26 protein-coding genes are annotated in these 25,747 nt (G+C 56.7%); 17 read left to right on the top strand and 9 right to left on the bottom strand.

The genetic code is table 11. The features are described from left to right. Positions 1-46 precede the first annotated feature (46 nt). The 3 genes from copD to RHM55_RS01860 all read right to left on the bottom strand — a co-directional run bounded on the left by copD (position 47) and on the right by RHM55_RS01860 (position 2,032). The gene (copD, locus tag RHM55_RS01850; RefSeq protein ID WP_322179252.1) at positions 47-922 is read right to left on the bottom strand and encodes a copper homeostasis membrane protein CopD; all 876 of its coding nucleotides are present in this window, start codon (positions 920-922) and stop codon (positions 47-49) included. 4 nt (positions 923-926) lie between these two features. Continuing rightward, a complete protein-coding gene (gene copC / locus RHM55_RS01855) occupies positions 927-1,304 on the bottom strand; it encodes a copper homeostasis periplasmic binding protein CopC (protein WP_322179253.1) in 378 nt (125 codons plus the stop codon). 170 nt (positions 1,305-1,474) lie between these two features. Beyond that, positions 1,475-2,032, bottom strand: a complete 558-nt coding sequence (locus tag RHM55_RS01860) for a cytochrome b (protein WP_322179254.1) — start codon at positions 2,030-2,032, stop codon at positions 1,475-1,477. Positions 2,033-2,217: 185 nt separating this feature from the next. On the opposite strand from RHM55_RS01860, the gene RHM55_RS01865 reads away from it, so the two are divergent. From RHM55_RS01865 to RHM55_RS01885, 5 genes are all read left to right on the top strand, one after another. Then, positions 2,218-2,823: an NADPH-dependent F420 reductase gene (locus RHM55_RS01865; protein ID WP_322179255.1), complete on the top strand. Its 606-nt coding sequence runs from the start codon at positions 2,218-2,220 to the stop codon at positions 2,821-2,823. Between the two features lie 128 nt (positions 2,824-2,951). Continuing rightward, positions 2,952-3,869, top strand: coding sequence for a site-specific integrase (locus RHM55_RS01870; RefSeq protein ID WP_219061829.1), 918 nt, complete (start codon positions 2,952-2,954; stop codon positions 3,867-3,869). Between the two features lie 252 nt (positions 3,870-4,121). Further along, positions 4,122-4,427, top strand: coding sequence for a panthothenate synthetase (locus RHM55_RS01875; RefSeq protein ID WP_322182681.1), 306 nt, complete (start codon positions 4,122-4,124; stop codon positions 4,425-4,427). Between the two features lie 476 nt (positions 4,428-4,903). After that, positions 4,904-6,241 carry an OprD family porin gene (locus RHM55_RS01880; protein ID WP_322179256.1) on the top strand — a complete coding sequence of 446 codons (1,338 nt, stop codon included), beginning with the start codon at positions 4,904-4,906 and terminating at the stop codon, positions 6,239-6,241. Between the two features lie 256 nt (positions 6,242-6,497). Continuing rightward, complete coding sequence (locus tag RHM55_RS01885) at positions 6,498-7,157, top strand: hypothetical protein (RefSeq protein WP_322179257.1); 660 nt, start codon at positions 6,498-6,500, stop codon at positions 7,155-7,157. Between the two features lie 93 nt (positions 7,158-7,250). Here RHM55_RS01885 and RHM55_RS01890 read toward each other — a convergent pair whose 3' ends face one another. Continuing rightward, on the bottom strand, positions 7,251-7,796 hold the full coding sequence (locus RHM55_RS01890; RefSeq protein WP_322179258.1) for a cysteine hydrolase family protein: 546 nt from the start codon (positions 7,794-7,796) through the stop codon (positions 7,251-7,253). Between the two features lie 106 nt (positions 7,797-7,902). Between RHM55_RS01890 and RHM55_RS01895 the strand changes: the two genes are divergently transcribed. The 9 genes from RHM55_RS01895 to RHM55_RS01935 all read left to right on the top strand — a co-directional run bounded on the left by RHM55_RS01895 (position 7,903) and on the right by RHM55_RS01935 (position 17,501). Continuing rightward, positions 7,903-8,895, top strand: coding sequence for a GlxA family transcriptional regulator (locus RHM55_RS01895; protein WP_322179259.1), 993 nt, complete (start codon positions 7,903-7,905; stop codon positions 8,893-8,895). A gap of 155 nt (positions 8,896-9,050) precedes the next feature. After that, positions 9,051-10,862 (top strand): ABC transporter ATP-binding protein, encoded by a 1,812-nt coding sequence (locus RHM55_RS01900; protein ID WP_322179260.1) that lies wholly within the window; start codon positions 9,051-9,053, stop codon positions 10,860-10,862. 145 nt (positions 10,863-11,007) lie between these two features. Beyond that, positions 11,008-11,538 (top strand): DUF3833 domain-containing protein, encoded by a 531-nt coding sequence (locus RHM55_RS01905; protein WP_322179261.1) that lies wholly within the window; start codon positions 11,008-11,010, stop codon positions 11,536-11,538. A 193-nt stretch (positions 11,539-11,731) separates the two neighbouring features. Beyond that, positions 11,732-13,096 carry a benzoate 1,2-dioxygenase large subunit gene (gene benA / locus RHM55_RS01910; protein ID WP_322179262.1) on the top strand — a complete coding sequence of 455 codons (1,365 nt, stop codon included), beginning with the start codon at positions 11,732-11,734 and terminating at the stop codon, positions 13,094-13,096. Beyond that, positions 13,093-13,581: a benzoate 1,2-dioxygenase small subunit gene (benB, locus tag RHM55_RS01915; protein ID WP_322179263.1), complete on the top strand. Its 489-nt coding sequence runs from the start codon at positions 13,093-13,095 to the stop codon at positions 13,579-13,581. The genes benA and benB overlap by 4 nt, the downstream gene beginning before the upstream one ends. A 65-nt stretch (positions 13,582-13,646) precedes the next feature. Next, on the top strand, positions 13,647-14,660 hold the full coding sequence (gene benC / locus RHM55_RS01920; protein ID WP_322179264.1) for a benzoate 1,2-dioxygenase electron transfer component BenC: 1,014 nt from the start codon (positions 13,647-13,649) through the stop codon (positions 14,658-14,660). Positions 14,661-14,694: 34 nt separating this feature from the next. Then, positions 14,695-15,456, top strand: a complete 762-nt coding sequence (locus tag RHM55_RS01925; protein ID WP_322179265.1) for a 1,6-dihydroxycyclohexa-2,4-diene-1-carboxylate dehydrogenase — start codon at positions 14,695-14,697, stop codon at positions 15,454-15,456. Between the two features lie 69 nt (positions 15,457-15,525). Continuing rightward, positions 15,526-16,461, top strand: a complete 936-nt coding sequence (gene catA / locus RHM55_RS01930; RefSeq protein ID WP_322179266.1) for a catechol 1,2-dioxygenase — start codon at positions 15,526-15,528, stop codon at positions 16,459-16,461. Positions 16,462-16,616: 155 nt separating this feature from the next. After that, entirely contained in the window at positions 16,617-17,501 is an 885-nt protein-coding gene (locus RHM55_RS01935; protein WP_322179267.1) for a Dyp-type peroxidase, read from the top strand. Between the two features lie 124 nt (positions 17,502-17,625). Here the strand turns inward: RHM55_RS01935 and ppk2 are convergent, their stop codons facing one another. Both ppk2 and RHM55_RS01945 read right to left on the bottom strand, forming a co-directional pair. Beyond that, positions 17,626-18,444: a polyphosphate kinase 2 gene (gene ppk2 / locus RHM55_RS01940; RefSeq protein WP_322179268.1), complete on the bottom strand. Its 819-nt coding sequence runs from the start codon at positions 18,442-18,444 to the stop codon at positions 17,626-17,628. 91 nt (positions 18,445-18,535) lie between these two features. Next, positions 18,536-19,726, bottom strand: coding sequence for a cation:proton antiporter (locus tag RHM55_RS01945; protein WP_322179269.1), 1,191 nt, complete (start codon positions 19,724-19,726; stop codon positions 18,536-18,538). Between the two features lie 442 nt (positions 19,727-20,168). Between RHM55_RS01945 and RHM55_RS01950 the strand changes: the two genes are divergently transcribed. Beyond that, the gene (locus RHM55_RS01950) at positions 20,169-21,845 is read left to right on the top strand and encodes a SulP family inorganic anion transporter (protein ID WP_322182683.1); all 1,677 of its coding nucleotides are present in this window, start codon (positions 20,169-20,171) and stop codon (positions 21,843-21,845) included. A gap of 63 nt (positions 21,846-21,908) precedes the next feature. Then, positions 21,909-22,571: a VIT1/CCC1 transporter family protein gene (locus RHM55_RS01955; protein WP_322179270.1), complete on the top strand. Its 663-nt coding sequence runs from the start codon at positions 21,909-21,911 to the stop codon at positions 22,569-22,571. Positions 22,572-22,650: 79 nt separating this feature from the next. Here the strand turns inward: RHM55_RS01955 and RHM55_RS01960 are convergent, their stop codons facing one another. Both RHM55_RS01960 and RHM55_RS01965 read right to left on the bottom strand, forming a co-directional pair. After that, positions 22,651-23,019, bottom strand: coding sequence for a DUF5064 family protein (locus RHM55_RS01960; RefSeq protein ID WP_322179271.1), 369 nt, complete (start codon positions 23,017-23,019; stop codon positions 22,651-22,653). A gap of 272 nt (positions 23,020-23,291) precedes the next feature. Then, on the bottom strand, positions 23,292-24,380 hold the full coding sequence (locus RHM55_RS01965; protein ID WP_322179272.1) for an NADH:flavin oxidoreductase/NADH oxidase: 1,089 nt from the start codon (positions 24,378-24,380) through the stop codon (positions 23,292-23,294). Positions 24,381-24,467: 87 nt separating this feature from the next. Here RHM55_RS01965 and RHM55_RS01970 point away from each other — a divergent pair, with 87 nt between their 5' ends. Beyond that, complete coding sequence (locus tag RHM55_RS01970; RefSeq protein ID WP_322179273.1) at positions 24,468-24,770, top strand: helix-turn-helix domain-containing protein; 303 nt, start codon at positions 24,468-24,470, stop codon at positions 24,768-24,770. Between the two features lie 40 nt (positions 24,771-24,810). On the opposite strand, the gene RHM55_RS01975 is transcribed toward RHM55_RS01970, so the two are convergent. Further along, positions 24,811-25,701, bottom strand: coding sequence for an ADP-polyphosphate phosphotransferase (locus RHM55_RS01975; protein WP_322179274.1), 891 nt, complete (start codon positions 25,699-25,701; stop codon positions 24,811-24,813). Between the last annotated feature and the right edge of the window lie 46 nt (positions 25,702-25,747).

A 25,747-nucleotide genomic window follows, 5' to 3' on the forward strand; every position in this document is an offset into this window, starting at 1 on the left:
CAGGCGGCACTCCGAAGCTTGCGCTTGAACTCCCTGCTGACAGCCGTCAAACATTCAGCATTGGCGGCAATGTGCCCAATAAGGAAACAGCTGCAACGGCTGCTATGCCGAACAGGCATTCGAGGGCCACACTGGTGCGCAACAGGTTGAGCCGATCACTGTTGCTATTGAGCAGTAATCTATTGGTCAGTGCTAATAGCAGCATGCACAGCACGAGACACACCTTGATCATCAGGATCAGCCCAAACCCGGAAAATGCTGGCTCGGGCCAAACGGCGCCGCTCATTACCCTGACATTGATTAGCCCAGTGGTAATGATTGCAGCCACGAGACCATAACCGATGCCGCTGAAGCGCCGAAGCAAGTGCTGAGCGTTTCCGGCAGACGGTTGCGCCAGCAGCAATGACAGCAACAATATCCCTCCTAGCCAGGCGCCGACGCAGCATAGGTGAATCATCTGATTGAGAATCATCAGTCCACCGCTCAGGCCGTCGAACATCGCACCGTGCCCGACCGGTGCCAGTGTCGCCAATAGCAACGTACTCAGTGCCAGCCGCAGGTTGGGTGAAGAAAACCGTCGCGAGGCAAGGCTTATCAATAGCAGCGCGCTGAAGAGCAGATGCCCGCTCCAGACCTGACCGAAAAATGTATTGCGGAGCACCAGCATCAGGGTTGGCGGATCAAGTCCGTCCTGCCAGCTACCTGCCATGCTGCCGGCAATGAGCACAAGCCACAGCAAGCTGCTGGCCAATGCCACTGACGTCAGCGAGCGAAGCACCCATGTGAGCTTCGCGTCCAGCGTGGCTGTTGCTGCTTCAATCAGCAACGGTTTGAATAGCCATGTCCGAAACAGGCAGATACCGAACAGCAACAACACCACGGCAAAGTGCGCGAATCGGCACAGGATCAGTGCACTCGACATTGGGTTACGGGCTTACTTTGAAGGAGTATTCGCCCTCGCTTTTATGAGTGTCGACCGACACAGCGTGCCATTCCACCTTGTATTCGCCGGCAGCGATGGGCGTGGCAGGGGTGATAATCAAAACTTTCTTATTGTCGGGGTCAGTCGCAACGGTATTAACGATTACCGTTTTACCGACGTTCGTGGTGAGGCTGACTTTGGTGAACTTGTCCTCGACACCCTCGGAGAAATTCAGGCGCAGGTCCTTGGGTGCTGTGGTGGTGCTGTCGGCAGCCGGCTCTTCACTTTTCAGGTTGGCGTGGGCAAAGACGAAGGTGGCGCTAGCGACGGAGATAAGCAGGGCGAACGATGTCAGGACTTTCTTGAAAAGCGGGGCAAACATTAAAAATACCTTTTTCAGAGGGCTGGATCGTTAAGCAATGCGTGCTAATAAAACAGAAACGGGCGAACGACTCCAGACAAGAAATCCATGCAGACCTCGTCGCGGCCATCAGGCGATGGCGCTAGACCGCTAGCCGAGCACACGCGTGCGGATGAATTTATTCATCAGTCTTACAGGTTTTTTCGCCCGGCCGGCAGCATGCGGCGCAACGTCGAATCTTTCAGCAGATAGTGATGCCCAAGGGCGATGCAGGCATGCAGGCCGGAAAGGATAATGATGGCCCAGGCCACCGTCCCATGCAGGTCACCCAGCGTGCTGCTCAGCGCATGATCGATGATGAATGGAGCGGGCACCGAGAACAGGCCGAAAAAGCTGAAGGGTTCGTCTTGCGCCCAACGGAACCCAAAGCCCAGTACGACTTGTGCCAGCAACAACGCATAAAGGCCAAGGTGCGCGAGCGTCGCCAGCAGGTGAGTTGTTCTGGACGTGATCACGGGTAGACGATTGCCGCCGAACAAGCGCCAGGCAATCCGCGCGACGATCAGCACCGCCAGCGCAATCCCTAGTGAGATATGCACCGATTGCAGGCCTTTGCGCAGGGGCGTGCCTTTCTCAAGGATGTCCCATACCTGTGCGCTGGCGAACAAAAAAATCACCAAGGCTACCGTTAGCCAGTGGAAAGAACGGGTCAGTCGGTCATAGCGTTCAGCATTTGGAGTGGTATGCATGGTCAGCTCTCTGTAGTGATACGTACTTAACGTCCGAGGGTGAAGATTTATTTGAAGACTATATAGGTAATTTGTGATCAACCCGAATCGCATCCGCAGGCCCACGAATGGTTATTCCAGGACTATAATTTTTGGCGTGGGCCGGCGTTGTCCATGAGCCCATTGCCCAGTCGTGAGGTAAACCTATGAACATCGGGATGATTGGCGCTGCGACCGTGGGGGAAACGCTCGCGGCAGCGTTCATTCAAGCAGGGCATGACGTGGTGCTCAGTAATCGCCGAGGTCCTGGGAGTCTGGCGTCATTGATTCATAAGCTGGGATCCAAGGCAAAGGCGGGCACTCTGGAGCAGGCCGCTGCTTGCCCAATCGTCGTGCTGGCGATTCCCTGGTTCAACGTGGCAAGTGCCTTGCCGGCGCTGCCGAAGTGGGAAGGGCGCGTGCTGATCGATGCGACCAATACCTTTCTCCACTACTTTCCGGATTTCAGGGTTGCGGACCTGGGCGAAGACAGTGGCAGCGAAATTGTCGCCCGTCTCGCGCCGGACGCTAAAGTGATCAAGGCGTTCAATACGTTACCCATAGCGGGCTTTTTCCTTGATGCGCCGGCTGGTTACAGGCGCGTGGCGTTTCTGGCAGGTGACGATGCCCAGGCCAAGGCGTTGGTCAACGGGCTGATCGAGTCCATAGGGTTGGCGCCCATGGACCTTGGTGCACTCGCCAGTGGCGGCCGATTGATGCAACTGGGTGGAATATTCAACGGAGTCGAGTTATTAAAAGCCCGCGACCGATAATGGAAGTGCGTGCCAGGCTCCGGTTTTCAGGCATTAAGTAACGAAAGAATTTCCTTTTTCTTCAATTGGTTAGCAACAGACGTTGTGGTGTAGAGTGGTATTTTCCAGTCACTCAAGACAGGTTGTCCATGTCGCTGCCCGAGGTTCAGAATCCGTTGGCGCTTTACTTGGCGCGTCTGGCACCATCGAGCCAATTGACGATGAAATATGTGCTGCAGGATGCAGCGGATCGTCTGGGTTTCGTCGAGATGGACATCCACGAGGTGCCGTGGCATCAATTGCAGCCAGGCCATGTCATCGCCCTGGTCGCTGCGCTTCGCGAAGACGGCTATGCGCCCAATACCTCGTCGTTATACGTCAATGCCATTCGCGGCGTGACCAACGAAGCCTGGCGACAAAGCCTGATCAGCCATGAGCACTTGCTCAAGATGCGCTCGGTCAAACCCATGGCGGGGACGCGTCTGAGCAAGGGCAAAAATATTCGACGAACGCTGATTCGGGAACTTATGGACGTGTGTGCCGCCGACCCTCGTCCGCAAGGACGACGCGATGCAGCGATCATTGCCATTCTGTACGGATCAGGGATGCGAAAGTCCGAGTCGGTGAACCTGGACCTGGCGCAGATCGACTTTGCCGAACGCAGCCTGCAGGTCACGGGCAAGGGCAACAAACAACTGATCAAATACGCGCCGACCTGGGCATTCACAGTTCTCAATGATTGGCTGGAACTGCGCCGCTCATGCTTACCCGAAGGTCAGAGCGACGATGCCTTCCTGTTCAACCGCATCCGCCGTGGCAGCCACATCACCCGTGACCGGATCACCAAACATGCGATCTACTTCATTGCCAAGCAGCGCGGTCGGCAGATTGGCATGGACATCATGCCCCATGACTTTCGCCGCTCATTCATCACGCGAGTGATCGAAGAGCACGATCTGTCGATTGCGCAAAAACTGGCGCATCACACCAACATCTCGACCACCGCCAGCTATGACATGCGCGGCGAAAATGAGCGACGTCGGGCGATTGATCGGTTTGATCTTTAACCTCGGCAGCGTATCAGGTGCTTTGCAGGCCTAGGGGTATTGGGACCACGTCGGATGAACGTGCCTTTGATGGCTGCGTGTATTGTGAATCACTCTGTTTCATGACCGTCCGTAACCCCGCATGAGCGTCTGCTCAGGCTTCGCTACTCTTAAAATATAGACCGCTGGAACTGCTGAATGCACGTCAGGCGGCATGAGCGCCAGAAGCAAAAGTCTGGCGACGAGGACGCACGTTGAAAAGAGGAATGAATGATGAAGATGCTACTGACGGTCGAATTTCCTCATGAACCCTTCAATTCCCTCGTCAGAGCGGGGAAGGTGGGCGAGATTATTGGACGTATCCTGGAAAGCATCCATCCGGAGGTCGCTTATTTTACTGAGCAAGATGGAATGCGTGGCGGGATTTTTCTGGTCAACGTAAAAGACCCGTCCGACGTCCCCGGGTTTGCGGAACCCTTTTTTCTCAACTTCCAGGCTGACTGCAAGTTCCGCATCGCGATGAGCCCGCAGGACTTGCAAAAGTCTGGTCTGGAGGCGCTCGGGAAAACGTGGGCGTGAGAAACGGTCGGTGGGGTCGGTAACGTACGACCCCGATCCGGCCAAGTGCCCCGCAATTACGCATCTGCGAAAGCTTTATGTCAGGCACTGAACATCGCTGTATGAGCGACTGTTCAGCTTCACTAATGTTGGCGTCTACGATGTCCACTCGCATTTAAAGGCAACCCACGGTGAGGGGGGATACGGCCGTATTGTTCAATTATTACGTCAACGGATAATGACTATCACATGATCGGGGTTAAATAGCGGCCCGCAAAAATGTTAAAAGTTTGAGGGAAGGGGCAACCCCCTGAACCGAGAAGATAAAAATAGGGCTAAAAAGCCTGTTATTACCGGACGTGCAACTCCGGTCTCACTGTGTTAGCTGACCTGCCATCGCTCAATCCACTGTTTCATCCTTCGCCTGAACCCAGGGGAAACTCTATTGCTCAGGTATTGGATGACGGCGGACTTTATTTTGAATCAGGGGAAAATGAATGATGTGTGTGAAGTGGAATCTCGTGACCCTTGCGGTCTCGCTCGGGGTCAGTCAGTTAGTATCGGCCGCGCCGGTGACGGATCAGGCCGATGCCAAGGGATTTATTGAAGACAGCAGTCTCAATGTCCACCTCAAAAACTACTACTTCGACCACGATGGTAAGGATGGCGGTGCAACCAATAAGGACTGGACCCAAGGTGTACTGGCTAACTACAGTTCGGGGTTCACTCAGGGGACGGTTGGGTTTGGGGTAGAGGTGTTTGGTAATTGGGCCATCAAACTTGATGGTTCGGCGGACACTAACGGCACGGGCAACTTACCGGTGCGCCATGATGGATCCCTGGAAGATGAATACGGCACGGTGGGGGGCGCACTGAAAGTCCGGATTTCCAAGACCGAACTTCTTTGGGGCACCCTGCAGCCGACAGCACCTGTTTTCGCCGCGGGTGGCTCACGCTTGTTTCCGCAGACGGGCACCGGCTTCAATGTGCTGAGCAGCGAAATTGCTGGCCTTGATCTGGATGCCGGGCACTTCACCGGCGGGAACGGTCCGGTCACCACCAATGGCAGCCACGAACTGTTTGCCGCCTACGCTAACGTCGCTGCCGACAGCATTGATTATGTCGGTGGCAAATACGCGGTTTCGGACAGCCTGACCTTTAGCCTGTACGGCTCGGAACTCAAGGATATCTGGCGTCAGTACTACGGGAACGCCAACTATACGTTGCCGATCTCGGAGCTACAGTCAGTGAACTTTGATTTCAACATCTACCGTACCAATGACGAAGGACAGGCCAACGCCGGTAGCATTGACAACACCACCTGGTCGCTGGGCGCGGCTTACTCGTTCCTGAGCGCGCATACCGTCTCACTTTCCTATCAAAAAGTACGTGGCGATACTCCGTTCGACTACGTCTCGTTCGGTCAAAACGGACCTGGCGACACGTCGGACTCGATTAGCCTGGCCAACTCGATTCAGTATTCAGACTTCAACGGTCCGGGGGAAAAATCCTGGCAGGCGCGCTATGACCTGAACATGCTGACCTATGGGGTTCCGGGCCTGAGTTTCATGGTTCGTTATGCTCACGGTGACAACATCGACGGCACACACATGGCGGCTGATAGCCCTTATCGTACTTACAATGGCACCGGTTATGGCGCAGACGGTAAACACCATGAAACCAACCTTGAAGCCAAATACGTTGTTCAGACCGGTCCGGCTAAAAACCTGTCCCTACGGATGCGTCAGGCGTGGCATCGTGGTAATGCCGATCAAGCCGAGGGTAACGTTAACGAGTTTCGTTTGATCGCCGATTACCCGATCTCGATCTTCTAAACCGTCAATCACGACAGCGAGGCTCGACGCTACAATAGGCGAGCCGAGTTTTGCTCGACGGGGCTCATAGAGAGAGGCAGCCGTTTGCCGGTGACGGCAACGCGCTGCCTTTTTTGCCTTTAGATGTTCAGTACTGCCAGGGTTCCGAGCGCTAAACAGCGGTATTCAGGAGGAATTTTCTATCTGGCACGTGCCTTGCTGTATCTGATCCAAAAATGCATTCCAAAAAATGCGCCACTTCACGGGAGTCGTTGAAATGAGCACTATCACTGGTTTGGGCAGGTACGACCTTTCGATCCCAATACCAAGCGCTGTATCGACCACGTCCAACTCAGACAGCTTTCTGAGTCTTTTAGATTCTACGGTTCAAACGGAAAAGGTCGGCAGCAGCGCCTCGTCCAGTGCCAGTGCCTCTAGCCAGCAGCAAGATGAAGACCGCCAAGAAGCCTTCGCGAAAATGATGGTCAGTCTGCAAAACGCTAACTCGCTGGTGGCAACGCACACGGCATCTGACAACAGTAGCTCCGGTGTTGGACAGGTGGGTGCCAGTTCGCTGAACGCTTCAGTCGACGCAACAGCAGGGTCGTCCGCGACTAAAAGCGCGCTGGATGAATTCAAGGATTACATGGCCCTGACGCCGGCACAGAAGATGCGTTACAGCACCTTGAAAGGCATGGGACTCACCGAGGCTGATCTTAAGGCCATGCCTCCTGCAGAGCAGGCCAAGGTTGAGGCCAAAATAGCGGAAGTGCTCAAGAAACAGACTGAAATGCAGGCCAGCGCAAGCACCGGCACAGACTTCAGTTCGGGTTCAAGCGCCAGCGCTGGAAATCAGGGACAGTCGCTGGTGAACGCCGCGCTATTGAATATGACCCAGTCCCTCGATCAGGAAAAATCCAGGCTCGGTTTATCCTGAATCAGGTTTAAGGCTACAAAGCTTTGCACCTGATCTTTCAGGGGCAAAGCCTGATCTTCTGTCCTTCATTCATCGGTGAGCTACTTAGCGGTTTTAAGCCAGAAACTGCTCGGTCGACACCACTCTCGCGTAACCAAAGCCCAATGCGGACATGAACGCTGCATGCACATGGGCCGCGGGCACCGTCAGGCCGTTGAACTCCACGTCGCAGGAAGCGCAGGCATCATGGATTACCGTGGCTTTATAGCCAAGGTCGGCGGCGGCGCGGGTGATAGCGTCGATACACAGGTGGCTCATGCTGCCGACAATGACCAGGTCCTCGATGGCATGGCGTTCAAGCACTGTCGCAAGATTGGTTTCGAGAAACGAATTGACGTGGTGCTTGAGTATCACCTGCTCATCAGGCAGATTTTGCACCTTGGGATGCAGGTGCGCGCCTTCAGAACCAGGGGCAAAGAACGGTGCATCGTCACTGGTGAATTCGTGACGGATATACACCACCAAATCGCCCGCAGAACGGGCAGCGGCAATAATCCTCGCTGCATTGTCGGCGGCGGCGTCAACGCCACTCAGTGGCCACTTTCCTCCAGGGAAGTAGTCATTTTGAATATCGACTACGATAAGCGCTTGTTTGGACATGGGATGTTCCTCAATAGTGTGGCCTGTGTTCCGTGGGGTGAAGTATTGGCTCTGCAGCGCTGGCTGAGGATTGGCCGGAACGACAATATCGAGGGGTAAACTGACAATGGCGGGGCAAATCAATGTGGCCGAGATCGGCTTGCTGGTCTATCCAGGTGCGCAGATGGCTGCGGTGCATGGCCTGACCGACCTGTTCTCCGTGGCCAATCGCATCGTCCGTGAGCAGCCCATGGCCAATGTGCCGCTGCTGCGAATTTCTCATTGGAGCGCTACAGTGCCCGGGGCTCCCCTCGAGAGGATCTTCGACAGCCAGCCGGAACTTACCAGCCGACCCGTTGCAGTGCTGATCCCGCCGTCTCTGGACACACTGCCTTCGGCTGAGTGGTTGCAGACGCTGGCGGCCTGGATCACCCGGCAGCACAGCGCCGGGGCGGTTATTGGTTCAGTGTGCCTGGGTGTATTTGTACTGGCCGAAACCGGTCTGCTTACAGGCCGTACAGTCACCACCCACTGGACTCAAGCCAAAACCCTGGGCGAACGGTTTCCTCTGCTCAAGGTGGATGTCGAGAAGCCGATGATCGATGATGGCGACCTCATTACCACGGCGGGTCTGATGGCGTGGGCCGAACTGGGGTTGAGGGTGGTAGAGCGATTGTTGGGGCCGAGCATTGCCTCAGCTACGGCGCGCTTTCTAATGGTCGAGCACAGCGACAGCGCGAAGTGCGGTGGCAATTTTGCACCTATTCTTGGTCACGGTGATGCAGCAGTACTCAAGGTCCAGCACTGGTTACAAGCCAGCGGCGCAGTGGAGGTTTCACTGAGCACGATGGCCGCCGAGGCAGGCCTGGAGGCGCGAACATTCTTACGGCGTTTTCGCGCGGCGACGGGGCTCAAGCCCACGCAATACTGCCAGCACCTGCGGGTTGGAAAAGCTCGCGAAATGCTCGAATTCACCAACCGCACCGTCGACCACATCGCCTGGACCGTGGGATATCAGGATCCAGGCGCCTTTCGCCAGACCTTCAAGAAAATTACCGGGTTTTCGCCGAGGGATTATCGGGGACGCTTTGGTGTTGGCACGGCTGTCGGTAATGGTTGACTAGCAACGGCAACTCCCGCATGGCGCCTGTGCGCTGTTTAGCAAAGCTCAGTGATGAACGCGCCATGAAAGTGATATGTGGAGCGTGACTTGTCTGGAGCGGTCTGTTTCCATGCCAGACACCTCTCTATCTCCCTCCTGGAACCCAGCTCCACATGCCTGTCGTCAGTCGGTTCACCTCTTTTTTCGACCAGGCCCGACGCGCCCTGGAGCTGGTATGGAGCACGTCGAGAGGCTTGTTCCTGGGCCTTGTAGTGGCAACGCTGGTGGCCGGTGTTCTTCCTGCTCTGGCCGCATGGCTGGGGCAGCGGATTGTCGATGCGGTGGTCGCTGCCATGCAGTTGCATGCGGACCTCGGCAGCGCTCCGTTGTGGCCGGTATTGCGTTACGTGCTACTCGAAGCCGGAGTGCTCGCGTTACTCGCTGGCGCTCAACGTGCACTCTCGGTTCAGCAGTCGCTGTTGAGAGTACAGCTGGGGCAGAAGGTCAACACGTTGATCCTGGAAAAAGCACAGACGCTGTCGCTTATCCAGTTCGAGAATTCGGAGTTTTACGACAAGCTCGTTCGCGTACGCCGCGAGGCCTCCACGCGCCCCCTGGCATTGGTAACCAAGTCCCTTGGGCTGATTCAGAACCTGATCTCGCTCATCAGTTTTGCGGTGTTGCTGGTGCATTTTTCGCCTTGGGCGCTGGTGATCCTGGTGCTCGGCGCGTTGCCGGTGTTCTTCGCCGAAGCACATTTCTCCGGTGACGCGTTTCGCTTGTTCACCCGCCGTGCCCCCGAGAGCCGACAACAAGGCTACATCGAAGCACTGCTGTCTCAGGAAGCGCATATAAAAGAGGTCAAGTTGTTCGGCTTTGCGCCTCTTCTGCTGCAACGTTACAGAGACACGTTTGACCGGCTCTACGCCGAAGACCGCCGGCTGACCCTGCGGCGCGATGGCTGGGGTTTCCTCCTCGGACTGCTTGGTACCAGTGCGTTTTACCTGGCTTACGCCTGGGTGGTGGTCGATACGGTCAATGGCCGCATCAGCCTCGGACAAATGACGATGTATCTGGTGTTGTTCAAACAGGGGCAGACGGCGGTCAGCAGCAGCCTCAGTGCCATCAGTGGTCTTTATGAAGATGGCCTGTACCTGACCAATCTGTATGAGTATCTGGCTCAGCCGGTTGTTGTCGAAACCGGTACCCTCACTCAAGGCATCCTCCCGGGGGATGGCTTGCGTTGCGAGGGCGTCAGCTTTCGTTATCCAGATTCCAGTCGTGTCACGCTTGAGAATATCAATCTCCACCTTGCACCGGGACGTAGCGTGGCGCTGGTGGGTGAAAACGGCTCGGGCAAGACCACGTTGATCAAGCTGCTGACCCGTCTGTACCGGCCTGATGAGGGACGCATTCTGCTGGATGGCAGTGATCTTCAGGACTGGAACGAGGATGCGCTGCGCAGGCGTATCGGTGTCATTTTTCAGGACTACATCCGCTACCAGTTTCCTGTGGGCGATAACCTTGGGGTGGGTGATATTGAGGCGTTCAGTGATGAAACCCGATGGCGCGAAGCGGCAGCCCAGGGCATGGCAGCAGAATTCATTGAGCGTCTCGATCATGGCTATGCCACCCAGCTAGGTCGGTGGTTCGCGGGAGGGCAGGAACTGTCGGGAGGGCAATGGCAAAAGATCGCGTTGTCCCGAGCCTACATGCGCCGCAACGCCGATATTCTTATCCTCGACGAGCCTACGTCAGCCCTGGACGCGGCTGCAGAAGCCGCCGTGTTTGAACACTTCCGTGAGTACGCCAAGGGCCGTATGACGCTGCTGATTTCTCACCGTTTTTCCAGCGTGCGCAATGCGGATCACATCGTTGTATTGGATCAGGGCAGGGTGCTTGAGCGTGGCGATCACGCCAGCCTGATCGCCGCTGGCGGGCGCTATGCACACTTGTTCGACCTGCAAGCGCGTGGTTACCGGTAACGTAGGCTATTGTTCAAATACGCGCTAACTCTTGTACAAAATCATATTAACGTATAGGTTTTGTATAGGATTTGACTGCCCATGTGTCGACACCGACCACTGTCAGGTCCTTATGACCCTGATGTTGTGTCTGTGGAGATAGACCATGTTGAACAAACTCGTACTGCTGCTGTTCTGCATCTGCCTGGGAAGCTGCAGCGATATCGATGTGAACCGCTATAGCCAGGAAACCCCAAAACTTGAACTGCGCGATTTTTTCTCGGGGCGGGTAGACGCGTGGGGCATGTTCCAGAAGCGTTCGGGAGAGGTGATAAAACGGTTTCACGCCGTTATCAACAGCCACTCCGAGGGCGACCGGTTCATCATGCATGAAGACTTCACCTACAGCGACGGGACCAAGCAGACCCGGGTGTGGACACTGCACCCGGACGGTCCTGGACGGTGGCGCGGTACCGCAGGCGATGTTGTCGGCGAGGCAATCGGAGAGGTGGCTGGCAATGCACTGCATTGGCGGTACGTGCTGAGCTTGCCCGTGGACGGTAAGGTCTATCAGGTCAACTTCGATGACTGGATGTACTTGCTTGATGACGACACGATGGCCAATCGTTCCTCAATGACCAAGTTCGGCTTTGAACTGGGTCAGGTGACGTTATTTTTCCGTAAGCAAGCCAGCTGATGCCGGGGTTGAGTCGCGTGCCTTTCAACTGATAACAATCGTTCACGCGCGTGACTTCCATCAGGACCGCGCTCTTTGCAATCGTTTAGCCGTTTGACAGGAAACGGATAGCGATCTGCATGAATCGGATATCTCCAGTTTTTTCCCGGCCATAGACTCACTCCGTCAAATAAAAACAACGGAGGCTCTGGCCATGTCCATAAGCGTCGAGTATCTCAATTCCTTGCTTGAAGAAAACCGAGAAAAGGGTGTTTACCGCTGCAAGCGGGAAATGTTCACCGATACTCGCTTGTTCGATCTCGAGATGAAGCACATTTTCGAGGGCAACTGGTTGTACCTCGCTCATGAGAGCCAGATTCCGAACAAAAACGACTACATCACCCTGGAAATGGGTCGCCAGCCTGTTTTCATTGCCCGCAACAAAGACGGCGCGCTCAATGCATTTCTCAATGCATGCAGCCATCGCGGCGCTATGCTCTGCCGACACAAACGTGGCAACAAGGCGTCCTATACCTGTCCGTTCCACGGCTGGACTTTCAACAACTCCGGCAAGTTGCTCAAAGTCAAAGATCCGACCGATGCCGGCTACCCGTCGAGCTTTAACTGCGAAGGCTCTCACGACCTGACCAAAGTGGCGCGTTTCGAGTCCTATCGCGGATTCCTGTTCGGTAGCCTGAACCCTGATGTGGTCCCGCTGGTGGAGCATCTGGGTGAGTCGGCGAAGATCATCGACATGATCGTCGATCAGTCTCCGGACGGCCTGGAAGTGCTGCGCGGCTCCTCAAGCTATATCTATGAAGGCAACTGGAAGCTCACCGCCGAGAACGGCGCCGACGGTTATCACGTCAGCTCCGTGCACTGGAACTACGCGGCCACTCAGAATCAGCGCAAGGAACGCCAGGCTGGCGACAGCAATCCGACCATGAGCGCCGGTGGCTGGGCTAAGCGTGGCGGTGGTTTCTATTCCTTCGACAAGGGCCACATGTTGCTATGGACCCGTTGGGCTAATCCCGAGGATCGGCCTCTGTACGAGCGCCGCGATGAGCTGGCCCAGGACTTCGGCCAGGCCCGCGCAGACTGGATGATCGGTAACTCGCGCAACCTGTGCCTGTACCCCAACGTGTACCTGATGGACCAGTTCAGCTCGCAGATTCGCATCGCCCGGCCGATCTCGGTGGATCGCACTGAAATCACCATTTATTGCATCGCGCCCAAAGGCGAGAGCGACGAAGCGCGTGCGCGCCGGATTCGTCAGTACGAGGACTTCTTCAACGTCAGTGGCATGGCCACCCCGGATGATCTGGAAGAGTTTCGCTCCTGCCAGATGGGCTATCAGGGCAGTACCACAGCCTGGAACGACATGTCCCGTGGTGCCGAACACTGGGTCGAAGGCGCGGATGAAGCGGCCAAAGAAATTGATCTGCACCCATTGCTTAGCGGCGTGCGCACCGAGGACGAGGGGCTGTTCGTGCTGCAACACAAGTACTGGCAGGAAACCATGCTCAAGGCATTGGCAGCCGAGCAGTCGCAATTGATCTGCGTGGAGGGCGGGCAATGAGCCTTTCTTACGACGCAGTACGCGACTTCCTCTACCGCGAAGCGCGCTATCTGGATGACAAGGATTGGGATAACTGGCTGGAACTGTATGCCGCGAATGCGACGTTCTGGATGCCATCCTGGGACGATGACGACGAACTGACCGAAGACCCGCAAAAGGAAATCTCGCTGATCTGGTACGGCAGCCGCGAAGGGTTGGAGGACCGTGTTTTCCGGATCAAGACCGAGCGCTCCAGCGCCAGCATCCCGGATACCCGCACCTCTCACAACCTGAGCAATCTCGAGATCCTCGAACAAGGCGATGGCCTGTGCAAGGTGCGCTTCAACTGGCACACCCTGAGCTTTCGCTACAAGACCGTGGACAGCTATTTCGGTACCAGCTTCTACACCCTCGATGTGCGCGGCGACCAGCCTCTGATCAAGGCTAAAAAAGTCGTCCTGAAAAACGACTACGTCCGTCAGGTCATCGACATCTATCACCTGTGAACGAGCGGTCTGTCGCCATTGGGCTTGCACCCGACGCTTCAGCCCCTGGTCCAGCGAGGAACACCATGAGCCACAAAATTGCACTCAATTTCGAAGACGGCGTTACCCGTTTCATTGACGCCAACCCCAGTGAAACCGTCGCCGACGCTGCGTACCGGCAGGGGATCAATATTCCTCTGGACTGCCGCGACGGTGCTTGCGGTACCTGCAAGTGCTTCGCTGAATCCGGCGAGTACGACCTCGGCCAGGAATACATCGAAGATGCGCTCAGCGAAGAGGAAGCGGATCAGGGGTATGTGCTGACCTGTCAGATGCGCGCTCAAAGCGACTGTGTGGTGCGTGTGCCGGCATCTTCAGATGTTTGCAAAACACAGCAGGCGACTTACCAGGCGGCAATCAGCGAAGTCCGTCAGCTCTCTGACAGCACGATTTCGCTGTCTATTCAGGGCGAAGCCCTGAACCACCTGACCTTTCTGCCGGGCCAGTACGTCAACCTGCAAGTGCCGGGCAGTGAGCAGACCCGAGCCTATTCATTCAGCTCGCTGCAGAAAGACGGTCGCGTCAGCTTTTTGATCCGAAACGTGCCAGGCGGCTTGATGAGCAGCTTCCTTACGGAGCTGGCCAAGGTCGGTGACAGCATGAACCTGGCCGGTCCTCTGGGCAGTTTCTATCTGCGCACCATCAAACGCCCACTGCTGTTGCTGGCGGGCGGCACCGGGCTGGCGCCATTCACTGCGATGCTGGATACGATTGCGCAGAAGGGGAGCGAGCATCCATTGCACCTGATCTACGGCGTTACCAACGATTTCGATCTGGTGGAAATGGATCGCCTGAACGACTTCGCTGCGCGGATCCCGAACTTCACCTTCAGCGCCTGCGTGGCCAACCCCGCCAGCAGTCATCCGCACAAAGGCTACGTGACCCAGCACATCGCGCCCACGCACCTCAACGGCGGCGACGTCGATATCTACCTGTGTGGTCCGCCACCGATGGTCGAGGCGGTCAGCCAATACATTCGCGAACAGGGTATCGAGCCAGCGAACTTCTACTACGAGAAGTTCGCCGCCAGCGCCGCTTAACTGCCACTGACTGACGTGTATTTTCGAGGTTGCCATGAGCATGAGATTTAAAAATAAAGTCGCCCTGGTCACCGGGGCAGCGCAGGGCATTGGACGCCGCGTCGCCGAGCGTTTGCTCGAGGAAGGCGCGCAGGTGGTGGCGGTTGACCGTTCCGAACTGGTCAGGGAACTGCAAGGCGAGGCGCTGCTGGCGCTGACCGCTGACCTTGAACAGTACGCCGACTGCCAGCGAGTGATGGCTGCTGCTGTGGAGCGTTTTGGACGGCTGGACGTGCTGGTCAATAACGTCGGAGGCACCATTTGGGCCAAGCCATTCGAACATTACAAAGAAAGCGAGATCGAGGCCGAAGTACGCCGCTCGCTGTTTCCCACGCTGTGGTGCTGTCACGCCGCGTTGCCATACATGGTGGAGCAGGGCTGCGGCGCCATCGTCAACGTCTCATCGATCGCCACTCGCGGGATCAATCGCGCGCCTTACGGTGCAGCCAAGGGTGGTGTCAATGCACTCACCGCCTGCCTGGCGTTTGAGAACGCCGAGCGCGGCATCCGGGTCAACGCCACGGCGCCTGGTGGTACCGAAGCACCTCCGCGGCGTATTCCGCGCAACACCGCCGAGCAGAGCGAGCAGGAGAAGGTCTGGTATCAGCAAATCGTCGACCAGACTGTCGATAGCAGCCTGATGAAGCGCTACGGCAGTCTCGAAGAACAGGTCGGTGCAATCCTGTTCCTGGCCTCCGATGAAGCCTCCTACATCACCGGCATGACCCTGCCCGTAGGCGGCGGTGACCTCGGCTGAACCCCTGTCTCACAGCGCTAATGCACCACCAACAAGTAACCTGACAACAACATTAAGAGGTACATCTCCATGACCGTGAAAATTTCCCAGACCCCTGAGGTCCAGGCATTCTTTAAGGACGTCAGCGGGCTCGGCAACGACCAGGGCAGCCCTCGCTTGAAGCAACTGATGTTCCGCGTCCTCAATGAGGTAGCGAAGATTGTCGAGGATATGGAGGTGGGCGAAGACGAGTTCTGGACCCTGGTGGATTACCTCAACCGCCTGGGCGGTCGCAACGAAGCCGGGCTGCTGGTGGCCGGTTTGGGCATTGAGCATTTTCTTGACCTGCTGCAAGACGCGAAAGACGCGCAGGAAGGCCTCGTGGGCGGTACGCCGCGCACCATTGAAGGCCCGCTCTATGTCGCCGGCGCACCGCTGTATGACAGCGAGACGCGGATGGACGACGGCAGTGAGGACGAGGTCGCCACGCCGATGTTCCTTCAGGGTGTGGTGCGCGACGCCAATGGTCAGCCAGTCGCCGGCGCCGTTGTCGACCTCTGGCACGCCAACACTCAGGGTAACTACTCGTACTTCGATCAGAGCCAGAGCGAGTACAACCTGCGTCGACGTATCGTCACCGATGCCGAAGGCCGCTACCGCGCGCGCAGCATTGTGCCGTCAGGCTATGGTTGCAACCCCCAGGGTCCGACCCAGGAATGCCTCGACCAGCTTGGCCGTCACGGTCAACGTCCGGCGCATATTCATTTTTTCATCTCGGCACCGGGCCATCGTCACTTGACCACGCAGATCAACCTGTCTGGCGATAAGTACCTGTGGGACGACTTCGCTTACGCCACCCGTGATGGTCTGGTGGGTGAAATCCGTTTCGTCGAGGATCGCGCTGCGGCGAACGACCGAGGGGTGACGGGGTCATTCGCCGAGCTGGACTTCGACTTCCAGCTGCAAAAGGCAGCCAGCACCGATGCTGAACAACGCAGCCACCGCCCGCGCGCATTACAGGACTGAGGTGAAGGGCGCCGAGCTTCTCTCTCGGGAAGGTCAGATCGAGCTTGGTAGGTGTTCAGATCAATCAGGCTGTCCTGATTGATCTGAGGTGCAAACGTTCCAGAACGCGGTTGAAGGTGCCATTATCACCCGAGTAATTTTCTGGAGAGGTTTACATGAGTAACTACCAGCCTGGCATTCTTGCCAAGCCCGTGCCATTACAGGCGCGCCATTTGTTTTTTGCCCTTGAGTCCGTAGACGCCCTGCCAGCTGCGCTCAAAGAACTGGCGCAGCTGGCAGACGGCAAAAAAATGGTTGTCGGCTTTGGTGAGTCGCTTGTGCATGCGATAGGGGGTCAAGTTGAGGGCTTGCGTGTGTTCCCGGCATTGAGTGGCGTCGGGGTGGACAACCCCTCGACCCAGCACGCACTTTGGTGCTGGCTGCACGGTGAGGACCGGGGTGAATTGCTGCATCGCAGCCGCGCATTAGAGGCCGCATTGGCACCGGCCCTGCGCCTGGTGCAGATGACCGAAGCGTTCCGCTACAAGACCGGTCATGACCTGACCGGCTATGAAGATGGCACCGAAAACCCGGTAGACGAAGCGGCCATAGGGGCGGCGGTAGTAAACAATGACATCCCGGGGCTGCAAGGGGGTAGCTTCGCCGCCATCCAGCAGTGGCAGCACGACCTGGATGGTTTCGCCGCCATGCCGCAGGGGGAGCAAGACCACATCATGGGCCGCCGAAAAAGCGATAACGAAGAGCTGGAAGAGGCTCCGAAATCAGCACATGTAAAGCGCACCGCCCAAGAAAGTTTCACCCCTGAAGCCTTCGTTGTGCGTCGCTCTATGCCTTGGTCAGACGGCCTGCAGGCCGGTTTGGTATTCCTTGCCTTTGGTCACTCCCTCGACGCTTTCGAAGCCCAATTGCGACGCATGAGCGGACTCGATGACGGCATTGTTGACGCCCTCTATCGCTTTAGCCGCCCCCTTACCGGCGGCTACTACTGGTGTCCGCCGCTGAAGGATGATTGCCTTGATCTGAGTGCGCTCAGGGCATGATAGCCGCAGGTCAAGAATGTGACGTTGCCGCTGCTGATAGCTGCTGCAACGTCACACTGGATAAACACCCGTGAGCTTGCCCGCCATCAACTCAACTATGTGCTGATGGCGGGGCAACTCACGTTCAGAACAGCTCAGCGACATATTTGAACGGGTAATCGATCGTCTGGTAGTCGCCAATTTTGCGCTTGGGTAGTTTGACCTTTGGCTGCTTGACCTCCTTATAGGGGATTTGTGTCAGCACGTGAGTGAGCACGTTTAGACGAACACTTTTCTTGTCTTCCGAGCGGGCGACGAACCAGGGCGCCCATGGGGTGTCGGTGGCGACGAACATCTCGTCGCGTGCTCGTGTGTAGTCGTCCCAGCGGTTATAAGAGAGGACGTCCATGGGGGACAGTTTCCATACCTTGCGGCCATCTGTAATACGGTCTTTGAGGCGACGCTCCTGCTCTTGCGGACTGACTTCCAGCCAGTACTTGAGCAGGATGATTCCCGAGTGGATCAGTTGATTCTCGAACATGGGTGCCAGCTCTAAAAAATTAAGCACCTGGCTTTCATCGCAGAAACCCATGACCCGTTCGACACCCGCGCGGTTGTACCAGCTGCGGTCGAAGATCACCACTTCTCCGGCTGCGGGAAAGTGCGGCATGTAGCGCTGCAAGTACATCTGGCTTTTTTCCCGCTCGGTCGGCGCCGGCAATGCTACCACGCGAAAAATTCGCGGGCTGACACGCTCGGTCAGCGCCTTGATGGTGCCGCCCTTACCAGCACCGTCGCGACCTTCGAACACCACCACTACCTTGGCGCCGTTCGCCACCACCCATTGTTGCAACTTGACCAGCTCGATGTGCAGGGTCCTCAGTTGTGTTTCGTAGCCCTTGCGACTGAGCTTTTTTACCGGGTGTGTGTCTGGATCAAACAATGTCTGGTCATGTTTTTTCATCGGAGTTACCTAGCCTCCAGTTAGCTTGAAGAGGGCCTTGCCCCTCTCAGATCAGAAGGTATTGCTCGGAAAATGCTTTCCCGCAGTCGAATCAATGCTCACGGTGGACCAGCCGCGCAACCCACGGGTTGGCGCTCAACCCGTGCAGAAGAACACTGAGTAACACCGTGCAAATGGCGGTAGCGATCAGCGTATTACTCGCCAATAGAGGGTAGTCCATTATCATGACGGCAAAGACGATGGTGGCCAGGCCACGTGGGCCGAACCAGGCCATGAATAGGCGGGTTTCGATGTCGAAGCAGGCCCCCAGGAGGCTGATGAGCACGGGTAGCATGCGCACCACGGTCAAACTGAGCAGCGCGTAAAGCCAGATATCCAGGGTTAGGCTGCTCCAGGCTTTGGGGATGACCAATGCGCCAAACACGGCCCAAGTGATGACCGATAGCAGGCTGGCAAATTCTTCGCTGGCTTGAAGCAGCTGATGCTTTTGCTCCTTAAACAGGTAACCCGCGAGCAGCCCCCCGACGAAGGCGGCAATAAAGCCACTGCCGCCCAATGTTTGCGCAGTGGCAAAGCACAGAACGGCGAGGCCGGGGAGGGTAAGTTGTGACCACACGGGCATCTGCCACTGGTGCTTCCAGGAGAGCCGCTGCAACTGCCAGGCGACCATGGTCAGGGCGATCCCGGACAGCGCGCCAATGCCCAGTTCCTCGACAAGCAGCTTCGCCGCCAGAGAGAGAGGGGCCTGAGTCTGTTCTTCGACCAATAACGCCAGGAACATCAATAGCACCGGCACGCAGATCCCGTCATTCAAGCCGCTCTCTACGTTCAACCCTTCACGCACGGGAGCGGCAACCTTTGGGTTGCTCACAACCGCCTTGCCCAGCGCTGCGTCGGTAGGCGCCAACAGGGTTGCCAGAATGGCCAACTCTATCAGCGGCACCTGAGGGAATAGCCAGATACCCACCAGCCACCCACACAAGATGGTCAGGGGAAGGCCTATCAGCAGCAACCGTAACGGAAGCCCTTCATGGGCCCGCAGGACTTTGAGGTTAGCGTTGGCTGCATCACTGAACAGAACAATCGCCAGGGTCAACTCGGCCAAGGCTTTGAGGCCTTCCCGACCAATCCGGAGTTGCAGAATGTCTAGCACAGCAGGCCCGAGAATGAGACCTGCGAGCATAAACATCAGTGGACCATTGAGCAGGCTCGACTCGAACCGCCCAGCGAAAATGCTGTAGATCAAGAGGAAGGCCGTGAGCAGAGCGAGGTTCTGGTACATGGGGCCTGCCTGTCTGAAGGACGGTAGTTCCATTATGGTCGGCACCTGACTATCCGCAAATCGGTTGCAGAACTTCCTGCCGGTGCCGGTGACAGGCTCTCAAACAGGCTACATTTATAATTGCAAATATGTGGTGGCTGCGCGAACACGTGAAAGGGTGCTCGACTATCTGGGCTGACAGATAGCCACGTCATCGCTGCTGACGAAGTTGCAGGGGGCGGGGGAGTGAGTGTTTCGCGCTCCTCTTGCGGGTCGTAAATGCTCATACCGGTACCGGCAGGCGGTATGAGCACTTGTTGTAGGGCAAACAGCGAAACCAGCTGCGTACCATTGTGACTCCATGGAGATCAAACCACCGAATGTGGTGAGTCTTGGCCTGGAGTGTCTGATGAATCGACAAGACCTTGAACCGAACGACCCGCAACAAGACTCCAAGACCCAAATGGTCTCTCGGCATTCGAGGGGCAGTTTTCGTCAGTGGGTACCGGAGTGGATTCGCAACTACCGGCAGGGCTGGTTCAAAGGCGATGCCATTGCCGGCATGACGACGGCGGCGGTGGTCATACCAAAAGCACTGGCTTACGCCACTATTGCCGGACTCCCGGTACAAGTCGGGCTCTATACGGTGTTGGTGCCGATGGCGATTTATGCCTTACTCGGCTCTTCGCGCCCGCTCAGCGTGAGTACAACCACGACAATCGCCATCCTCGCAGGTTCTGCACTGGGTCAGATCAGCCCGACGGGCGACCCTGTTGTATTGATAGTGGGATCCGCCACGTTGGCAGTGCTGGTAGGCGCTTTCCTTGTCCTTGCGGGGGTATTGCGCCTTGGATTTGTAGCCAACTTCATCTCCGAGCCCGTGCTGGTTGGATTCAAGGCCGGCATTGGCATCGTCATCGTGCTTGACCAAGCGCCCAAGTTGTTAGGCATCCACATTGAAAAGGGCAACTTCCTCCATAACCTGATCGCCACGTTTTGGGGTATACCGCACGCTTCGCTGCCCACCGTTGCGGTGGGTATCTTGATGGTGCTGATCCTGGTCGCGATGAAGCGTTTCACCCCAAGCGCGCCCGCGCCACTGGTCGCGGTGGCCATCGGGATTGCAGGGGTGAGCCTGCTTGGCCTGGACCGCTTTGGCATTTCGTTAGTCGGCAATGTTCCAACCGGATTACCTGCCTTGACGTTGCCAGGATGGGAGTGGGTGACTCCTCTCTGGCCAGCAGCCATAGGGATCGCGCTGATGAGCTTTACCGAGACCATCGCTGCCGGACGTGCCTTCGCCCGAAGTGACGAGCCCACGCCTCAGCCCAATCGGGAACTAATCGCGACGGGCATAGCGAACATAGGCGGAGCCTTCCTGGGGGGCATGACGGCGGGAGGAGGAACCACGCAGACCGCGGTAAACCGGCTGGCGGGGGCTCATACGCAACTGGCAGGGCTGATTACAGCGGCGCTGGCACTGGGAACGTGCCTGCTGCTGGCGCCTTTCATTAGCCTGATGCCGAATGCCACGCTGGCGGCCGTGGTGATTGTCTATTCGGTGGGCCTTATCGAAGCCTCAGAGTTTCGCGACATTCTGGCGGTGCGCCGAACAGAGTTTATCTGGGCGCTCGCCGCCATGTTGGGGGTCATGCTGCTAGGAACATTGAAGGGCATTGTCGTTGCGATCATCGTGTCGCTCGTCGCCTTGGCCTATCAGGTTTCAGACCCCCCAGTTTATGCCTTGGTCCGAAAACCAGGCACCAACGTTTTCCGCCCGAAATCCGATGAGCATCCCGAGGATGAAAGCTTCGCCGGATTGCTGCTGGTGCGCTCAGAAGGCCGGATTTTCTTCGTGAATGCCCAGCGGGTTGGCCATAAGTTGCTGGCGTTGATTGCTGAGTCCAAACCGCGGGTCATTGCTCTCGACCTTAGCGGCGTGTTCGATTTGGAATACACCGCCCTGAAAATGCTGACCGAGGCCGAAAACCAAATGCGTGAACAGGGTGTAATGCTGTGGCTAGTGGGCATGAATCCAGGCGTGTTTGCCATGGTAAGAAATTCGCCGCTGGGGCGCTCGCTGGGCCCCACGCGAATGTTCTTCAATCTGGAGCAGGCTGTTGCGCATTTTCAGGTATAGCCGGCGGTTATAGGGATTCGAAGGTTTCGAACATCGTTAACGCATGGCCCGGAGGTGAGCCTCATGCACGACATCAAAGAACAGAAGCGGGCGCGCGTGCTCGATCCGATCGATCGTGTCTCGGAGGTGATCTTCGGTCTGCTGATGGCGATGACTTTTATTGGCTCGCTTAGCGTGGCAACGGCTGGTCAGGAGACGGTGCGCACGATGATGGTCACGGCACTCGGTTGCAATCTTGCCTGGGGCCTCGCGGATGCCGTCATGTACCTCGTACGCACGGTCACCGATCGCACGCGCAATCGGACGCTTTTCTTACGCCTGTGCAAAGAAACGAATGCAGCATCAGGGCAGGCACTCATTGCTGGAGCACTGCCTCCTCGTATCGCGGCGGCGGCGGGCAACGAGGGCCTTGAAATGATTCGTCGTCGGATGCTCGAGTTTTCGGACGCACCCATACCTCCACGTCTTCGCCTGGACGACTTCAAGGGTGCATTCGGCATTTTCCTTCTGGTGACTCTTGCAACATTTCCTGTGGTAGTGCCATTCATGCTGCTTCATCAAGTGACGGTTGCGATACGCGTCTCCAACATGGTCGCACTCGGGATGCTGTTTCTAGCCGGCTGGGCTCTTGCGCGATACGCGGGCGGAAGCCGCTGGCGCGGAGGTACGGTAATGGCGATCACCGGTACATTACTGATGTTGGCGATCATGGCGCTGGGAGGGTGATTCCATCAGCGCCAGTACGGAGGGCGTATAGCCGGACTGATCTTGGACTCACACATAAACTGCTCGGCCAGGACGACTCTTAAAGCCCGTCTTTCGCCAGGTTATCCAAGTTAATCGGTTCGCCGGGTTTGATGCCCAGTTTGTCGCGAATATCTTCGAACATCGCATCGTATTCGGCGTGGCTGCGCATGATAGGACTTTCGTTAGGGGGCAGACCGTGCTTGACCGCGACCTTGGCCAGCAGACTGGCGAAGTTGGAGGCGGTATCGCGGTGCATGTCGAACTCATCAACGAACTCTCGGCCCGACACCTGTCCGACCATTTTGAAGTGCATCAACGTGCCTTCCTTTGGGTCATGACGAACCTCGTAGAAAACGTCGATGTTGAATTTTGGTATGCCTGGCATTCCAGGAATACTGGCGCGATTGAGATGGCCTGGCGTGAACATACGATGACCCTGTTTAGTCTGACACTGTGAGTCCTGCTCATGCCCGCTGAATCAGACGACATGTTTCATGTGGGCTACACGGGAGGAGCTTACCGTGGATATAGACCTGCTGCTCCAGCACGTACACATCTCTGGATGTTCTCAAGCAAGACTAGCGGGCGCAGGACAGACTGCAAGGCGAGTAACGGAATCCAGCGGTAGCCCGTGACCACATGGGCACGGGCTGTATCGAAGGTTTAGTGGGCGCGTCTGCCCGCTAGCCAACGAATCTGTCAGTAGCGTTCCAGCCAGTGGGCATAAGGTGCCGGGAGCGTCCAGGACGCACGGTCAATGCCCAGTTCACGGGCGGCAAAATAGGTCCAGTGTGGGTTGGCCAGATGTGCGCGACCGACCATCACCAGGTCCAGTTGACCGTCCTTGAGCACTTTCTCTGCAATCGCCGGGGTGCCGAAGCCCCAAGCCGAAGAGACCGGAATGTCGGCTTCGCGACGCACGCGCTCGGCAATCGGGCCCATGAACGACGGCGCCCAGGGAATGTTGGTTTCAGGAATGGTGAAACCAATGCTGACGCTAAGCATATCCAGGCCGGCGGCTTTGAAGCGTCGGGTCAGCTCGATGGACTCCACCAGGGTTTGCTCGTCCCGACCGTCGTATTCGAGCACGCCGAAACGCGCGGTCAACGGCAGGTTTTCCGGCCAGACTTCGCGCACGGCTGCCAGTGTTTCCAGAAGGAAACGGCTACGGTTGTCAAAACTGCCACCGTAGGCGTCTTGACGATGATTTGAATGCTCGGAAAAGAAAGTCTGCGCCAGATAACCGTGAGCGAAGTGAAGTTCCAGCCATTCGAAGCCGGCTTCACGAGCGCGACGGGCGGCAGCGACAAAATCGTCACGCACACGAGCAATATCGTCCAGGGTCATGGCCTTGGGCTTTTTCGGCAGGTTGGCGCCGAACGCGATGGCGGACGGCGCGATGGTCTGCCAGCCACGGGTATCATCGTCAGCAATATGATCATCGCCTTCCCATGGACGGTTGGCGCTGGCTTTGCGCCCGGCGTGGGCGATCTGGATGCCCGGCACCGAACCTGCGGCCTTGATGGCCTGAACCACCGGTACAAACGCCTGTGCCAGCTCGTCGCTCCAGATCCCCGTGCAGCCTGGAGTAATGCGTCCTTCGGGAGCAACAGCGGTTGCTTCTACAATCACCAAACCGGCGCCGCCGCGCGCGATAGAGGCCAAGTGAACTTGATGCCATTCGTTGATCAAACCATCAATTGCCGAGTACTGGCACATGGGCGGGACCGCAATCCGGTTGCGCAGCGTGACATCCTTGAGTTTGAACGGTTGGAACAGCGCAGACATGGTCATACCTCTTAGCGAAGGAATATTCCGTAGTTCGATAGTATTCGAACAATAGCTCATGGGTAAACCCCTGTGTATGATTCACCCATGCGCGCATTCAAACATCCACCTGCCAGCGACTTTGTCCTCGAACGAGTGCTCTATGCCTTGAGCGATCCGGTTCGCCTGGAAATCGTCCGTCATCTTGGCCGTGTCGCCGAAGCGAGTTGCGGCGAGCTGGATGGCGGCAGGCCAAAGTCGAGCATGTCTCATCATTTTCGGGTGCTGCGCGATGCCGGTCTTGTTCACACTCAGAACGTCGGTACCCTGCACATGAACTCATTGCGCAGTGCTGACTTGAACAGTCGGTTTCCCGGGCTGATGACGGCAATCCTGACTCAACAGGATTGAGTTCATCCAGCCCCAAGAGGCAGTGAACGCACCGAGGATCTCACTTCGCGAGCCGCTGACGGATTGCCTGCAATTCCTTCTGACGGTTAGCATCCGTATTGGGGTAAGTCATATTGAGCCCCACGAGGGTATCGAGAATAATTTGCGAGACAAATAGCCTGGCGTTTTTCTTGTCATCCGCAGGAACGACATACCAAGGGGCATTGGTTGTGCTCGTGGCACTGATGCATTTTTCATAGGCACTCATGTAATCCTTCCAGAATTCCCGCTCCTCAATATCAGCGAGGCTGAATTTCCAGTTTTTTTCCGGCTCATCGATGCGTTCAAGGAAGCGTTTACGCTGTTCTTCTTTCGATAGATGGAGAAAAAACTTGATGATGCGAGTTCCGTTACTGAAAAGGTGCCGCTCCAACTCTGTGATCGAGCGATACCGGTCGTGCCAAATCGTCGTTTCATCGAGATTGGTTTCCGAAAGGCCTTCGCTGCTGAGGATTTCTGGATGTACACGCGTTATCAGCACCTCTTCATAGTAGGATCGGTTGAAAATGCCGATCCGCCCGCGCTCTGGCAGATCGCGGGTGGTGCGCCAAAGGAAGTCATGTTGCAACTCAGCCGCGCTGGGATGTTTGAAACTGAATACCTGACAGCCTTGCGGGTTGACACCTGACATCACGTGTTTGATGGCACCATCTTTTCCTGCGGTATCCATCGCCTGAAAGATCAGTAGCACGGCATAGCGATTAGACGCATAGAGCAGCTGTTGCAACGCACTCAATTGCGCAACGTGCTGACCCAAAAGTTGGCGATATTGCTCCGTCGTTTTATACACAGGCTTCACGTTCGTAGGCCATTTGCGAAGGCTGACCAATTCACCTTCCCGTACGTGAAAGTCTTTTGAATGTATTTTCATCTTGATCTTCCAGGGGGACATCGCTCCTCATAGCGTGTAGTGCCCCCTCTGTGGCCATCTTGACCAT

It is taken from the genome of Pseudomonas sp. MH9.2 (assembly GCF_034353875.1).
Classification (GTDB): domain Bacteria; phylum Pseudomonadota; class Gammaproteobacteria; order Pseudomonadales; family Pseudomonadaceae; genus Aquipseudomonas.